Origin of the sequence: Nocardioides sp. NPDC092400, from assembly GCF_040684155.1 — a bacterium.
Taxonomy (GTDB): domain Bacteria; phylum Actinomycetota; class Actinomycetes; order Propionibacteriales; family Nocardioidaceae; genus Nocardioides.
In genome coordinates this window covers 98,484-112,699 of the sequence record NZ_JBFBFJ010000004.1, presented here as the reverse complement: position 1 = coordinate 112,699, position 14,216 = coordinate 98,484, and the positions used below count along the sequence as shown (strand labels likewise).

Genomic DNA, 14,216 nt, shown 5'->3' with positions numbered 1-14,216 from the left:
GCTCTCGACGGTAGTCACGCGGTGTTACCTCCTGGTGTCGCGAAGACGGCGAGCAGGCGCTCGGCCTTCCATCCTGCCTCGGCGTGCTCCGACGCCGCGTCGGAGTGGACGGTGATGCCGCCACCGGTACCCAGCTCCCACCGGCCCTGACCCGTGGTGACCAGGCTGCGGATCACCACCCCCAGGTCGGCGCGCCCGTCGGCGGCGACCCAGCCGAACGCACCGGCGTACACGCCCCGCGCGCTCGACTCGACCTCGTCGACGACCTCCATGGTGCGCCGCTTGGGCGCCCCGGTCATCGAGCCGGCGGGGAACAGCGCCCGCAGCGCGGCCACGGTGGTCACCTCCGGCCGCAGCCGGCCGCGGACGGTGGAGACGAGCTGGTGCACGCTGGGGTAGGACTCGACGTCCATCAGCACCGGCACCTCGACCGTGCCCGGCTCGCACACCGTCGCCAGGTCGTTGCGCAGCAGGTCGACGACCATGAGGTTCTCGGCGCGGTAGCGCTGCTCGGTGCGCAGCCGCAGCGCCGCCGCCGCGTCCTCGGCCGGCGTCGCCCCGCGCGGCGTCGTCCCCTTGATCGGCCGGGTCTCGAGCGTCCGCCCACCCGTTCCGCGAGCGCCGCGGGTGCCCTCGGTGGTCACCGTGGCGTACCGCTCGGGGCTGCTGGAGAGCAGCCAGGCGCGCGCACCGGGCACGTCGTGCTGGAGGAACCCGGCGTACGGCGCGGGGTTGAGCGCGCGGAGCCGGAGGTACGCCGTCACCGGGTCGAGGTCGCTCGCCACCTGCTCGCGGTGGGTCAGGTTGACCTCGTAGCTGTCCCCGGCGTGCAGCGCCTCCTGCACCCGCTCGAACGCCGCGACGTACCACGGGGGCGCCGCGGGTGGGGACGATTCGTGGGCGGTCGGCCGGCGCGCCGGCGCGACGTCCCACGTGGACGCGGGACCTCGCGCCTCGTCCGGCCCGGGAGGCGTCCACACGCGGACGTGCGAGGGCCGCATCCACACCGCGTCGGGCAGCCCCACCGCGGGGCGGGCGGGCAGGTCGGGCCGGCAGGCGTAGCCGAGGTAGCCGAACCACTGGTCGTCGGGCCCGCCCGCGGCGAGCTCGGCCTCCAGCGCCGCGAAGACGTCGGCGCTCCCGCTCGCCACCACCTCCGACCGACCGGCGGCGTGGCGGGTGACGGTGCGGGTGGCGGCGGAGTACGACAACGACACGTCGTCGGGCTCCAGCCAGCCGAGCACCGACCGGCGGCCCGACCAGCCGCGGGCGCCGGCACCGTCGAGCCAGAAGCAGCGCGGGTGCGTGCCGGCGACCTCGCGGAAGGCCTCGAGCACCCCCGGCCCGCCCGCCGGCCCACCGTGGGGGCCGCTCATCCGGCGGCCCCGAGGAACGACGCGACGATCCGCAGCCCGTGCTCGGAGAGCACCGACTCGGGGTGGAACTGCACGCCCTCGAGCGGCAGCGTCCGGTGGCGCACCCCCATGACCGCCCCGTCCTCGGAGCGGGCGGTGACCTCGAGGCAGTCGGGGACGACGGTGGCGGCAAGCGAGTGGTAGCGCACCGCGTCGAAGCCCTGCGGCAGCCCGGCGAGGACGCCACGGCCGTCGTGGGTCACCCGGGACACCACCCCGTGCGCCGGCCGCACCCGCTCGACCCGCCCGCCGTACGTCGTCACCAGGCCCTGCATGCCCAGGCAGACGCCCAGCACCGGACGGGTGCCGGCGGCCAGCACCTCGCGGCCGACCGCGAAGTCGGCCGGCCGGTCGGGGCGGCCGGGACCGGGCGAGAGCACGACGTGCTCGTGCGCGAGGACCTCGTCCGCGGTGACCTCGTCGTGCTGGACGACGAGCGGCAGGGAGCCGGTCACCCGGGCGACGAGGTGGACCAGGCTCCACGTGTAGGAGTCGTGGTGGTCGACGACGACGACGTCCCGGGCGGCGGGCCCGCTCGGGGTCCGGCGGGCCGGCTGCGAGGAGTGGAGGCGAGCCCGATGGGACTGGGGGGCAGCTTCCACCGGGCTCGCACCTCCGAGACTACCGCGTGGCGGCGGGGTTCCCCGGCTCATCCAGCAGCAGCGACACGACGTAGTCGTGCAGCAGGTCGTAGCCGTGCTCGGTCAGGATCGACTCGGCGTGGAACTGGATGCCGCGGTAGTGCGGCCCGGCCAGGTGGTGCACGTCGCCCGAGTCCGGGTCGGTGTCGACCCGGACCCCCGCGGGGAGCGCGTCGTCCCCGCCGACCCGCCCCACGAAGGTGTTGTAGAACCCGACCCGCTCGGTCCGGCCCTCGAGCGGCACCGGCGACTGGGTCCCCTGGAAGACGATGTCCTTGTAGGCCAGCGGGATCCCGAGCTGGTGGCACAGCGCCTGGTGGCCCAGGCACACCGCGAGGAACGGGCGCCGCTCCTCGAGCAGCTCGGCGACCGCGGCCCGCAGGTTGGCCATCTTGGGGTCGTCGTCGTCGCGCGGGTCGCCGGGGCCGGGCCCGACGATCACCAGGTCGAACCCGTCGAGGCACCCGGCGACGTACTCCTCGTGGCGCACGACCTCGCTGGTCATGCCGAGCACGCCGAGCACGTGGCGCAGCATGTTCACGAAGTCGTCCTCGCCGTCGAGGATCACCGCGCTGCGGCCGGCCAGCCGCGGGTCCGGCGCCGAGCCGCCCTGGTCGGTCAGCCAGAACGACGAGAGCCGCCGGTTGCGGGCGTTGAGCGCGAGCAGCACGTCCTCGTCGTTGACCAGCTCGGCGACGTTGACGTCGGGGGTCGGCGCCGGCGCCACCAGGCCGAAGGCGCTGAGGATGCCGCCGGCCTTGGCGTGGGTCTCGGCGACCTCGTACGCCGCGTCGGAGTCGCGCACGAGCGTCGCGCCGGCCGTCACCTTGAGGTTGCCCTCGAGGTCGACGTCGGCGGTGCGGATCACGATTGGGCTGTCCACGACCGGTCCCCCGGTCGCGTCGCGGCCGAGCACGGCGAGGGCGGCGCCGTAGTAGCCGCGCCCCTCGGTCTCGTAGGCCTTGATCAGCCGGCAGGCGTTCTCCACCGGGCTGCCGGTGACGGTGGCGGCGTACATCGTGTCGCGCAGCACCTCGCGCGGGTCCCGGTCGGTGCGGCCGGCGAGTAGGTACTCGGTGTGGACGAGGCGGCTCATCGGCTTGAGGAACGGCCCGAGCACCTGGCCGCCCTGGTTGCAGATGTCGCACATCATCTTCAGCTCCTCGTCGACGACCATGAAGAGCTCGTAGATCTCCTTCTCGTCGCGCAGGAACTCCAGGAGCCGACCGCGGACGTCCGCGTCGGGCTCGCGGGGGATGCGGAAGGTGCCGCTGATCGGGTTCATCCGGACGTCGCCGCCGTGGATGGAGACGTGCCGCTCGGGGCTGGCGCCGATGAGGTAGCGGTCGCCGGTGAAGAAGACGTAGGTCCAGTAGGCGCCGCGCTCGCGCTCGAGCAGCCGGCGGAACACCGCGAGCGCCTTGGCGGCGCCCCAGTCGGCGACCTTCGCGCGGTAGTGCCGGCCGATCACCAGGTTCGCGCCCTCGCCCTGGCCGATCTCGTCGCGGATGATCGACTCGACGAGCTTCCCGTACTCCTCGTCGTCGGTCTCGAACCCGCCGCGGTCGGCGAAGGCCACCTCGGCCTCGTCGATCGCCTCGACCACCTCGGCGACGGAGAACTCCAGCTCGGTCTCGACGTCGACCACGACCAGCGGCGTCCCGTCGTCGTGGGCCTCGAAGCCGCGCTCGGCGACCTGGCGGAACGGCACCGCGAGCAGCCGGTCGGCGATGTGACCCTCGGCCGGCGGGCCCTCCTCGAGCGGTACGTCGAGCAGGGACTCGACCACGGAGCGCCGGCCGCCGACGAGCCCGACGCTGTCGCGGTCACCGGCCCGGGTGGAGCGCCGGATGATCGCCCACGCCTCGTGCCCCTGGAGCGCGGCGATGGCGTCCCGGGCGTTCGGCGTGGAGGTCATGGGCGAACTCTAGTGAGCGCGCCGGCCGGGCGGCGAAGCCGCGCCACCCGCTGGTCGAGCAGCGAAGGCCGGCTGACGGCCTGAGCGTGTCGAGACCCGGTGAGGGGCGCATGGACTCAGCCATGGTCACCGGATGTCGACACGGCCCGCCGGCGCTCGTCTGCTCGACCAGCAGGGACGTCAGCTGATGGTGGTCAGCAGCTGGGTGGCGCGGGTGAGCACGACGTACAGCGTCGCCCGGCCGGTCAGCGACTCGTCCTCGATCTCCTGGGGGCGGACCACGACGATGCCGTCGAACTCCAGTCCCTTGGTGTCCAGGCCGGTCAGCACGACGACGCGGTCCTCGCCCGAGGGCGTGACCGAGGAGTCGACGGCCGCCCGGGCGCTCGGGGCGTCCGCGGCCAGCTCCGACCACGAGGCGAGCCAGGAGTTGACCTCCGAGCGCCGCGCCACCGGCACCACGATGCCGACGGTGCCGCCGACCCGGCCGGCGAGGTCGACCACCGCCGCGCGGGTCGCGGCCTCGAGGTCGGTCACGCCGGTCACCTCGACCGGCTCCACTCCGGTCGAGCGCACCGCGGTCGGGAGGTCGGCGTCGAGCCCGACGCGCCGGGCGTAGGCCTCGGCGTAGGCGTAGATCTCCGAGGAGTTCCGGTAGTTGGTCGAGAGGTGGAAGGCGTGGACCTGCTTGCCCTCGAGCGCCGCGGCGCGGGCCGCCTCGGCCTCCTCGCGGACCGGCCAGGAGGACTGGGCCGGGTCGCCGACGATGGTCCAGGACGCCGTGCGGCCGCGCCGGCCGACCATCCGCCACTGCATCGGCGTGAGGTCCTGCGCCTCGTCGACGAGCACGTGGGCGAAGCCGTCGTCCTCGATCCGGTGCTGGGGCGGTGCCCAGGCCCGGCCGGAGGGGGCGTACTCCCGGTCCGAGGCGGTCGTCAGCTCCTGCAGGTCGACCGCGCCCTCGATGACCGCGAGCGGGTCGTCGCGCTCGTCCTCGGGCTTGGCCGGCACGTCGCCCAGGGCGTAGCGCAGCTCGTCGAGCAGCGCGACGTCGGCGACCGAGAGGTCGGTGGCCCCGGCCCAGGACTTCAGCAGCAGCCGCTGCTCCTCGGCCGTGACGACGCCCTCGCCGACCCGGGCGAGGAGCTCGGGGTCGCGCAGCCAGCCCAGGACGGTCCGGGCGTCGAGCGGCGGCCACCAGGCGACCGCGAAGTCCACGAACCGCTGGTCGGACAGCATCTCCTCGTCGAAGGCCTCGCGGCCGCGGTCGCGCCCGCGCTCGCCGCGCACCTGCCGCCACATCGCGTCCAGGAGCGTCGGGGCGACCCGGGGCAGCTGCTTGTTGCGGCGGCCCTGCGACATGAGCTGGCGGCGCAGCCGGCCGAGCAGGCCGCGGTCGAGCACGATCGTGTCGTCGCGCCAGAAGATCCGGAACTGGGTCGGGCTGCCCGGCGCCTGCTGCCGCGCCGTGCGCCGCAGCAGCTCGGCCATCCGCTCGGTGCCCTTGACGTCGGCGACCGCCGGCTCGTCGTGCCGGGTCGCCCGCACCCCGTCGACGACCTCGCCCAGGGAGCGCAGCGCCACCGCGGTCTCACCGAGGCTCGGCAGCACCCGCTCGATGTAGCGCATGAACACCCCGCTGGGGCCGACGACCAGCACGCCGCCGGTCTCGTAGCGGCGGCGGTCGGTGTAGAGCAGGTACGCCGCGCGGTGCAGCGCGACGACCGTCTTGCCCGTGCCGGGACCGCCGGAGATGGTGACCACGCCCTTGCCCGGCGCGCGGATCGCCTTGTCCTGCTCGGCCTGGATGGTCGCGACGATCGAGTGCATCGACCGGTCGCGGGCCCGGGAGAGCTGCGCCATCAGCGCGCCCTCGCCGACGATCGGCAGGTCCAGGCCGGACTCCTCGAGCGCCTCGGCGTCCAGCAGCTCGTCCTCGACGCCGACGACCTCGGGGCCGACGCAGCGCAGCACCCGGCGACGGATCACGTGGTGCGGCTCGGCCGCGGTCGCCTGGTAGAACACCGCGGCGGCCGGGGCGCGCCAGTCGATGAGCAGGGAGTCCCGGTCGGCGTCGCGCAGGCCGATGCGGCCGACGTACCGCGGTGCCGCGTCGAGCTCGGGCGTCAGGTCGAGGCGGCCGAAGACGAGTCCCTCGTGGGCGGCGTCGAGCTGGGCGATCCGCTTCGCGGCCTGGAAGACCATCGCGTCGCGCTCGACGAGCCCGCCCTCGTGCCCGAGCCGGCCGCGCTGGTGGCCCTCCCGGGCGAGCTGGCGCGCCGCCGCGGCCGAGTCGGCCAGCTGGCGGTAGACGCGGTCGACGAACTCCTGCTCGGCCGCGACCTCGCGCTCCTCGACGGACCGATCCGCCGACCGGTCGTCGGACTGGGACTGCTGCTGTTCGGACAACGCTTTCGATCTCCACTCGTGGCGACGTCCACGCGGGCTCCGCCACCGGTCGTCGCACCCGGAGCGGCAAGTGGACAAGCGTAACCGGGGCCGCGGACGGTCGCCGACGGGTTCACCAGAACGTCACACGGGGCCCGCGCCGGGCGGGCCGCTGTGGGATCCTGCGGCCCATGCCGACACCCCCGCCGAGCGGCGCCCTGGCGGCGTACGTCGACCAGCGCGGCCGCGCGCTGTGGCGGGCGGCGTGGCTGCTGGTGGGCGAGCCGGACGACCCGGGCCGCGCCGAGCGGCTGGTGGCCGACGCGCTGCGGCGGGCCGGGCGGCGTGCCCACCTCACCGACGGCTCGGCCGACGCGGCAGCGCCCCTGGTGCGCGACGGGCTGGTCGCGGCGCTCCCACGCCACCGGCCCGCCCCGCGCGGCGCACGCGACCCCGCCGACCCCGCCGACGCGGTCGACCGGGCGCTCGCCGCCCGCCCGCGTCGCGACGTGCCCCGCACCCCCGACCTGGCCGGCCTGCTCGCCGAGGCCACCCGGAGGGCCCGGCGCGGCCGGCGGGCCCGCGTCGTCGGCGCGATCGCGGTGGCCGCGACGGTGGCGGTGGCGGTCCCGCTCGCCCCGCGCTGGGTGGAGGGCTCCCGGCCGGTCGCGGCCGTGGGCGAGGCGCCCACGGGGTCGGTGGTCGAGGTGTCGACCGGGTGCCGCACGCGCGCCGACGGGGAGCTCGACCACCCCGACTTCCTGCTCGGCGAGGCGGCCTGGGCGCGGTTCTGCGTCGTGGGCGGCTCCTACCCGCGACCTATCGGCTCGGCGCTCGTGCCGGACGCCGTGCTCACCGACGGCGCCGCGACGCTCGTCCGCGGCTGGCAGCGCGCGGCCGGGTCCGACGAGCCCTGCCGGCCGACCCCGTCGGCCACGAAGCTGGCGGTGCAGGTCGGCTTCGAGGACGGCACCGTGGCCGAGGTGTACGGCGAGACGTCGGCCTGTGCGGCGTACACCCGGCCGGCCCCGTCCGCCCGGGTCGTCCCCGGCGGCCAGGTCTACCGCGAGCTGATGACGGCCCTGGCGGCCCAGGAGTCGCCGGACGGCGCCAGCGGGTCGACCGCGACCCCGTCCTGCCCGGCTGCGGCCCCGGAGGCGGCCGGACCGGTGACCGACGGGCCGGCCACCGGGCTGACGGCCACGGCGGCCGCGGCGGCCGTGCTGTGCACCTACGACCCCGCGGACGGCCCCGGCGCCGCCCCGCGGAGCACCGCGCTGCGCGCCACGGACGCCGAGCGCGTCCGGGTGCTCGCCCTCGGCGCCTTCGACCCCACGCCCGGGGCCTGCACGCCCGACCCGATGGCTCCGGCGCACGCCGTCGTCGTCGCGGGCCGCGACGGCGCGACGTACGAGATCGGCCTGGACCGCGGCGCGTGCGACGCGGTGTCGGTGGACGCGGACCGGCTCGGCGTCTCACCGGCGCTGGCGGCGGCGCTCACCGCGCTGGCGGCCGGCTCCTGATGCCACGAACTGTTACCGAACCCTGACTCGGCCGTGGACGTCGTGTTGACCGTCCGCCCGTAGCGTTCTGGTCATCGGCAGGGCGACCTGCCTGGCAGCGAGGAACGACACGGGCCACCGGGGGGATGGCTCGCGTGCGGCGCCGGGGGGCGCCGAGCGTCCTCGCCCGTCGAGACCCGTCCGGCGCCTGTGGGGGACCGCCGGACGGGTTTCGTCGTCTCCCGGCTACTTCTTGCGCGACAGGAACGCCGTCATCGCCTCGCGGGCCTCCTCGGACCCGAAGAGCCGCGCGCTCCGCGCCGCCACGTCGTCGCCGAGCCGGTCGATCCGCTCGAGCAGGTCCTCGGCCAGCAGCGCCTTGCTCTCCCGCAGGCCCTGCACCGCACCGGTCGCGAGCGAGGCGCAGACCCGCTCCACCTCCGCGTCGAGGGCGTCGGCCGGCACCGCCCGGGTCACCAGGCCCATCCGCTCGGCCTCGGCGCCGGTGAAGGTCTCCCCCGTCAGGAAGGTGTACGCCGCGGCGCGCGACGTCAGCCGCGGCAGCACCGTGAGCGAGATGACGGCGGGAGCCAGCCCGAGCTTGACCTCGGTGAGCGCGAAGGTGGCGTCCTCGACGGCGACGACGACGTCGGCGGCGGCCACCAGCCCGATCCCGCCGGCGCGCACCGCGCCCTGCAGCCGCAGCACCACCGGCTTCGTCGAGCCCACGACGAGCCGCTGCAGGCGGACGATCCCGCGCGGGGCGTCCTCGGAGCCGGCCGCCGAGGCCTCGGAGAGGTCGGCGCCGGAGCAGAACACCGAGCCCTCCGCGCGCAGCAGCACCACCTTCGCGGCCGGGTCGGCCTCGGCCCGCTCGAGGCGGTCGCCGAGCTCGGCCACCAGCCGCGCGGACAGCGCGTTGCGGTTGTGCGGGGAGTCGAGGGTGATGGTCGCGACCTGGTCGGCGACCGCGTAGTGGACCAGCTCGTCGGGCTGGGCTGGCTGCTGGGCGTCGGGCATGGACGCATCCTGCCCGACCCGTGACCCGCCTCGTGATGCCCGGCGCGCGCCCGGGCGCGCGCTGGGCATCACGAGGCGGCCTTGGGTCAGCCGGGGGTCAGCCGACGGTGACGATGAGCTCCTGGATGCCGCTGGAGCCGGCCGGGAACGGCTCGGCGCGGACCGCGGTCTGCGGCTCGCCACGCCCGTCGACGACCCGGGTCGCGATCCGGTGCTGGCCGGGCTCGGCGTCCCAGCGGTGGAACCACTGGCGCCAGTAGTCGGTGCCGAGGTCGGGGCCCAGCTCGGCGTCCTGCCAGGCGCCGCCGTCGACGCGCACCTGCACGGTGCCGACGCCGCCGTCGTACTGCGCCCACGCGACGCCGCCGATGACGTTCTCACCGGGGTCGAGCTGGGCGAGCGCCTTGGGCGTGTCGATCCGGCTGGAGGGCTTGATCGGGGCGTCGGTCGCCCAGTCCCGCTCGGTCCAGTACGCCTGCTGGTCGTCGTACGTCGTGAGCGTCATCCGGGTGACCCACTTGGTGGCGCTGATGAAGCCGTACAGGCCCGGCACGACCATCCGCGCGGGGAAGCCGTGCTCGCGCGGCAGCGGCTCGCCGTTCATCCCGATCGCCAGCATCGAGTCGCGGCCGTCGGTCGCCACGGCGAGCGGCGTGGAGATGGTCATCCCGTCGACGTCGGTGGAGAAGATCTGGTCCGCCCTCGACCCGACGCCGGCCCGGTCGAGCAGGTCGGTGAGCGGCACGCCGAGCCAGCGGGCGCCGCCGACGAACTTGCCGCCGACGCTCGTCGAGACGCAGGTCAGGGTGATGTCACGCTCGACCAGGTCCATCGCGAGCAGGTCGTCGAAGGTGAAGGTGACCTCCTGGTCGACGTCGCCGTCGATGGTGAGCGTCCAGTCGTCGACGTCGACGATCGGCACGTCGAGTCGGGTGTCCACGCGGTAGAAGTCCGCGTTCGGCACCTGCAGCGGCGTGATGCCGTCGAAGCGCGTCTCGAGCCCCTTCGGCAGCGCCCGCAGCGGGTCCGCGGCGGCGGGGAGGTCGATGTCGACGGCCCGGGAGCGGTACGACGCGATCCAGCGTCCCGCGCCGCCCATGACGGCCGCGGCGCCGGCGACCACGCCCACCGCGACCAGCAGCCCGCGGCGCGACGGCCCGTGCCCGGCGTCGCCGGTGCGCCGAGCGTGCTCGCCCTCCGGCACCGAGCCGGCGGCGGCCGGCCGGGCCGTCCGCACCAGCCACCACAGCGCGGCGACGCCGACGAGGCCGGCGACCAGGCTCGGCACGACCGCGGCGGCCCCGGCCGTCGGCCGGGTCGCGGCGACGACGGCGGGGATGGCCACCAGCACGACCAGCGCGGCCGCGCCGTACGCGAACCGCCGCCGGGCCAGCAGCCCGGCGGCGGCGGCGAGGAACACTACGCCGACCAGGACCGAGCCGATGAGGATCGGCTTGTCGGCGGTCCCGAACTCCGCGACCGCCCACTCCTTGACCGGGGTGGGCGTCAGGTCGATGACTTGCGACCCGACCGCCAGCACCGGCGAGTCCGCCGGGTCCAGGAGGGCGGCCACCAGGTGGCCGGCCCCCACGCCCGCGAGCGTGGCGAGCACACCGGACAGGGCGGGGACGAAGGCGGATCTGAGGGCGGCGAGCGGTCTGGTCACGGCACTGGTTCGGAGCGGACCGGCCGCGCGGACTGGACCCGTGGAGCAGGGCGCCCGGCGGGCCGTGTGCCGCCGATCACTTCGACCGAGGACCAATCCGGTCCGGCGACCGGACCGAACAACCCCCGACAGTCCACTCCGGACCAGCACCCTCCAGGAAGGCTCCACCATGAAGCTCCAGACCCTGCGCCGTACCGGTGTCGCGGCCGCCGCGATCTCGCTCTCCCTCGGCCTGGCCGCATGCAGCAGCGAGGACGACAGCAGCGACAGCGCCTCGGACTCGACCTCGTCGTCGAGCAGCACCGAGAGCGAGAGCAGCGCCCCCGCCGAGGAGGAGACCACCGCGGCCGCCGAGGGCGCCGCCGCCCAGACCTTCGGTGACGCCTGCTCCGCCGTCCCGACCGACGGCCCCGGCTCCTTCGACGGCATGGTCCAGGACCCGGTCGCGACCGCCGCGTCGAACAACCCGCTCCTCGAGACCCTCGTCACCGCCGTCGGCGCGGTCGACGGCCTCGCCGACACGCTGAACTCCGCCGAGGCGCTCACCGTCTTCGCGCCCACCAACGACGCCTTCGGCGCGATCCCGGAGAAGAAGCTCCAGGCGGTCCTCAAGGACCAGAAGACCCTCGGCGCGATCCTGTCCCACCACGTCGTCGCCGGTCAGCTCGACCCCGACGCCGTGGTCGGCAAGCAGGAGACGCTGAACAAGGACATGGTCACCGTCGAGGGCGACACCTCGGGCATGACCGTCGAGGGCGCGAACGTGCTCTGCGGCAACATCCCGACCGCCAACGCGACCGTGTACGTCATCGACCAGGTCCTCATGCCCAAGGCCTGACCGGACCGGCTTCAGGACGACTGACAGGATCGACGGGTGGAACACCTGAGGCCCGTGGCAGCGGGCGACCCCTCCTCCGAGGGGGCGCCCGCTGCGCCCGACCTCGCCGACCTGCTGCGGGCGGCGGGTCGCGGGGACCAGCACGCCTTCGCGCAGCTGTACGACGCCACCTCCTCCCGCGTGGTCGGCCTCGCCGTCCGCGTGGTGCGGGACCCGGCGCAGGCCGAGGAGGTCGCCCAGGAGGCGTTCCTCGAGATCTGGCGGACGGCCAGCAGGTTCGACGCCGACCGGGGCAGCCCGCTCGCCTGGCTGCTGACGATCGTCCACCGCAAGGCGGTCGACCGGGTCCGCTCGGCCGAGGCCGCCACCCGGCGCGACCAGAACTACCACCACCAGAACCAGCCGGTGGCGCACGACGCCACCGCGGAGGCCGCACACGCCTCCCTCGAGGCCCGTCGGGTGCGCACCGCGCTCGGCAGCCTCACCCCGGTCCAGCGCGAGGCACTTGAGCTGGCGTACTTCGGGGGGTACACCCACACCGAGGTGGCCAGCATGCTCGAGCTGCCGGTGGGCACGGCCAAGACCCGCATCCGGGACGGCCTGATCAGACTACGAGACACGATGGGAGTGGGGAGCTGACATGAGCGACGACATCCACGCTCTGTCCGGCGCCTACGCCGTCGACGCCCTGGACGACATCGAGCGTGCCCAGTTCGAGCGGCACCTCGCCGGGTGCGACACCTGCCGCGAGGAGGTGGACAGCCTCCGCGAGGCCTCCGCGCTGCTCGCCGAGACCACCATGCTCGAGCCGTCCGCCGACCTGCGGGCCCGCGTGCTCGCCCAGGTCTCCACCGTACGACCGTTGCCCCCGCTGGTGCCGGCCCATGCCCCCGCACCCAGCACGGGCTCGGTCCCGGCCGACCCGGCCCGGCCCCGGCGCCGCCGCCTCACCGGCCTGGTGGCCGCTGCTGCCGCGGTCGTCGCGATCGGCGCCGGCACCGGCGTGCTCGTCGAGCAGCCGTGGGAGGACGACACCAGCCAGGCCCCGCTGCCGTCGGCCGTCGACCGGATCAAGGCCGCGCCCGACGTGCAGACCTTCGAGCACGAGTTCCCCGACGGCGCCGAGGCGGTGCTCTACCGGTCGGCCTCGCTCAACGAGGCGGTCATCGTCACCCACGACATGGGGCCGGCCCCGGACGGCAAGGTCTACCAGGCCTGGCTGCAGCACGACGACGTCATGGTCTCGGCCGGGCTGATGCCCGAGGGCCCCGACAACACCGTGCCGCTCGAGGGCGACCCGGCCACCGCCAACGGCTTCGGGATCACCGTGGAGCCGGCCGGCGGGTCGGTCGTCCCGTCCAAGCAGCCGGTGCTCCTCGTGGACTTCGGCAGCGCCTGACGGGTCACCGGGCGGGTGTGCCACCCACACCCGACCCGGTGGCCGAGGCGTTCGCCACGACGCCCCGGTCGGACTTCCTGCCGCAGGCCGTGCGCGAGCGGGCGTCGTACGACGGGCCGCTGCCGCTCGGTCACGGGCAGACCTGCTCCCAGCCCCGCACCGTCGAGGCGATGCTCCGGCTCCTCGACGTCCACCCCGGCCACCACGTCCTCGACGTCGGCACCGGATCGGGGTGGACCACCGCGCTGCTCGCGCACCTCACGGGGCCGGGCGGCAGCGTCGTCGGCCGCGAGGTGGTGCCCGACCTGGTCGCCTTCGGCTCGGCGAACCTGGCGCGGACGCGGCGTCCCTGGGCCTCGATCTCCCCGGCCGACCCCGAGGTGCTCGGCGACCCGGGGCGCGCGCCGTACGACCGGGTCCTGGTCTCCGCCGAGGCCCGGCACCTGCCCCAGGCGCTGGTCGACCAGCTCGTCCCCGGTGGCCGGATGGTGGCGCCCGTCGCGGGCGAGATGCTGCTGGTGGAGCGCCGGCCCGACCGGGAGCCGGGGGTCGAGCGCCACGGCCGCTACCGGTTCGTGCCGCTCGTCTGAGCGTCGCGCGCTGTCCGTCCGCCGTTCGCCGACCGCCCCTATCCTGCGCGGGTGAGCGAACTCCCCAGCGAGCCCCAGGTCGGCGAGGAGCTGGTCCGGCTCGCGTCGGCGGACAACTTCCGCGACGTCGCCGGTCCCGGCCACCCGACCTCCGACGGTGGGCGGGTGCGCCGCGGCGTGCTGTTCCGCTCCAACGAGCTGCAGCTGACCGACGCCGACGCCGACTCCATGCGCGGCCTCGGCATCACCGCGGTCTACGACCTCCGGGCCGCCCACGAGGTCGAGGCGCACCCCGACGTGCCCGTCCCGGGGGCGACCTGGCACCACCTCGCCGTGGGCGGGATCCCGATGGACGAGGTGGCCGCGCTGGCGACGCGGGAGCAGTCGCTCGCCGCGATGCTGGCGGTCTACCGCGCGTTCGTGGAGCACCCCGACGCCCGCGCGTCCTTCGGCGAGCTGCTGACCCGGCTGGCGACGACCGACGGCGCCCAGCTCTTCCACTGCACTGCCGGGAAGGACCGCACCGGCTGGGCCGCCGCGGTCGTCCTCGGCCTGCTCGGCGTGCCCGAGGAGGTCGTGCTCGAGGACTACCTGCTCACCAACACCTTCTCGACCGCCACCCGGGACAAGTACCTCGCGATCATCGCCGAGCACCTCGGTCCCGAGAAGGTCGAGGTCTACGAGGCGGTCATGGTCGCCGACGAGGCCTACCTCCGGACCGCGTGGGACGCCGTCGCCGCGTCGTACGGCGACCTGCGCGGCTACGTGCTCGACGGGCTGGGCGTCGCGCCGGGCGACCTCGAGGCGCTGCTCACCCGCCTGCGCGGCTGACGGCGGCG

At 75.2% G+C, this 14,216-nt stretch carries 12 protein-coding genes; 6 read left to right on the top strand and 6 right to left on the bottom strand.

Annotated elements, in window-relative coordinates; genetic code table 11:
- Positions 1–14: 14 nt before the first annotated feature.
- The 4 genes from AB0N29_RS14290 to AB0N29_RS14275 all read right to left on the bottom strand — a co-directional run bounded on the left by AB0N29_RS14290 (position 15) and on the right by AB0N29_RS14275 (position 6,383).
- Positions 15–1,376, bottom strand: coding sequence for an anthranilate synthase component I family protein (locus tag AB0N29_RS14290; RefSeq protein WP_364867664.1), 1,362 nt, complete (start codon positions 1,374–1,376; stop codon positions 15–17).
- Positions 1,373–2,017, bottom strand: a complete 645-nt coding sequence (locus tag AB0N29_RS14285; RefSeq protein ID WP_364867661.1) for an aminodeoxychorismate/anthranilate synthase component II — start codon at positions 2,015–2,017, stop codon at positions 1,373–1,375. Before AB0N29_RS14285 ends, AB0N29_RS14290 begins: the two co-directional genes overlap by 4 nt.
- Positions 2,018–2,036: 19 nt before the next feature.
- The gene (locus AB0N29_RS14280; protein WP_364867658.1) at positions 2,037–3,974 is read right to left on the bottom strand and encodes an anthranilate synthase family protein; all 1,938 of its coding nucleotides are present in this window, start codon (positions 3,972–3,974) and stop codon (positions 2,037–2,039) included.
- A 180-nt stretch (positions 3,975–4,154) separates the two neighbouring features.
- Positions 4,155–6,383 carry a UvrD-helicase domain-containing protein gene (locus tag AB0N29_RS14275; protein ID WP_302268624.1) on the bottom strand — a complete coding sequence of 743 codons (2,229 nt, stop codon included), beginning with the start codon at positions 6,381–6,383 and terminating at the stop codon, positions 4,155–4,157.
- A 170-nt stretch (positions 6,384–6,553) separates the two neighbouring features.
- Between AB0N29_RS14275 and AB0N29_RS14270 the strand changes: the two genes are divergently transcribed.
- Complete coding sequence (locus AB0N29_RS14270; protein WP_364867654.1) at positions 6,554–7,885, top strand: hypothetical protein; 1,332 nt, start codon at positions 6,554–6,556, stop codon at positions 7,883–7,885.
- A 225-nt stretch (positions 7,886–8,110) separates the two neighbouring features.
- Here AB0N29_RS14270 and AB0N29_RS14265 read toward each other — a convergent pair whose 3' ends face one another.
- Together AB0N29_RS14265 and AB0N29_RS14260 are read right to left on the bottom strand one after the other, a co-directional pair.
- Positions 8,111–8,884, bottom strand: a complete 774-nt coding sequence (locus tag AB0N29_RS14265) for an enoyl-CoA hydratase family protein (protein ID WP_364867652.1) — start codon at positions 8,882–8,884, stop codon at positions 8,111–8,113.
- A gap of 97 nt (positions 8,885–8,981) precedes the next feature.
- Complete coding sequence (locus AB0N29_RS14260; RefSeq protein WP_364867650.1) at positions 8,982–10,550, bottom strand: molybdopterin-dependent oxidoreductase; 1,569 nt, start codon at positions 10,548–10,550, stop codon at positions 8,982–8,984.
- 169 nt (positions 10,551–10,719) lie between these two features.
- On the opposite strand from AB0N29_RS14260, the gene AB0N29_RS14255 reads away from it, so the two are divergent.
- From AB0N29_RS14255 to AB0N29_RS14235, 5 genes are read left to right on the top strand one after another with little or no spacing between them, the layout of a single operon-like run.
- Positions 10,720–11,388, top strand: coding sequence for a fasciclin domain-containing protein (locus AB0N29_RS14255; protein WP_302268630.1), 669 nt, complete (start codon positions 10,720–10,722; stop codon positions 11,386–11,388).
- Positions 11,389–11,424: 36 nt separating this feature from the next.
- The gene (gene sigK / locus AB0N29_RS14250; protein WP_302268631.1) at positions 11,425–12,027 is read left to right on the top strand and encodes an ECF RNA polymerase sigma factor SigK; all 603 of its coding nucleotides are present in this window, start codon (positions 11,425–11,427) and stop codon (positions 12,025–12,027) included.
- Between the two features lies 1 nt (position 12,028).
- Positions 12,029–12,787, top strand: a complete 759-nt coding sequence (locus AB0N29_RS14245; RefSeq protein WP_302268632.1) for an anti-sigma factor — start codon at positions 12,029–12,031, stop codon at positions 12,785–12,787.
- A 17-nt stretch (positions 12,788–12,804) separates the two neighbouring features.
- Positions 12,805–13,377: a protein-L-isoaspartate O-methyltransferase gene (locus tag AB0N29_RS14240; RefSeq protein WP_364867646.1), complete on the top strand. Its 573-nt coding sequence runs from the start codon at positions 12,805–12,807 to the stop codon at positions 13,375–13,377.
- A 51-nt stretch (positions 13,378–13,428) separates the two neighbouring features.
- Complete coding sequence (locus AB0N29_RS14235) at positions 13,429–14,208, top strand: tyrosine-protein phosphatase (RefSeq protein ID WP_302268634.1); 780 nt, start codon at positions 13,429–13,431, stop codon at positions 14,206–14,208.
- Positions 14,209–14,216: the final 8 nt, after the last annotated feature.

What these genes read in the sequence shown, in the direction of transcription:
- AB0N29_RS14280 (WP_364867658.1), bottom strand. Translation starts at nt 3,974, where the DNA reads ATGACCTCCACGCCGAACGCCCGGGACGCCATCGCCGCGCTCCAGGGG.
- AB0N29_RS14290 (WP_364867664.1), bottom strand. Translation starts at nt 1,376, where the DNA reads ATGAGCGGCCCCCACGGTGGGCCGGCGGGCGGGCCGGGGGTGCTCGAG.
- AB0N29_RS14245 (WP_302268632.1), top strand. Translation starts at nt 12,029, where the DNA reads ATGAGCGACGACATCCACGCTCTGTCCGGCGCCTACGCCGTCGACGCC.
- AB0N29_RS14265 (WP_364867652.1), bottom strand. Translation starts at nt 8,884, where the DNA reads ATGCCCGACGCCCAGCAGCCAGCCCAGCCCGACGAGCTGGTCCACTAC.
- AB0N29_RS14255 (WP_302268630.1), top strand. Translation starts at nt 10,720, where the DNA reads ATGAAGCTCCAGACCCTGCGCCGTACCGGTGTCGCGGCCGCCGCGATC.
- AB0N29_RS14270 (WP_364867654.1), top strand. Translation starts at nt 6,554, where the DNA reads ATGCCGACACCCCCGCCGAGCGGCGCCCTGGCGGCGTACGTCGACCAG.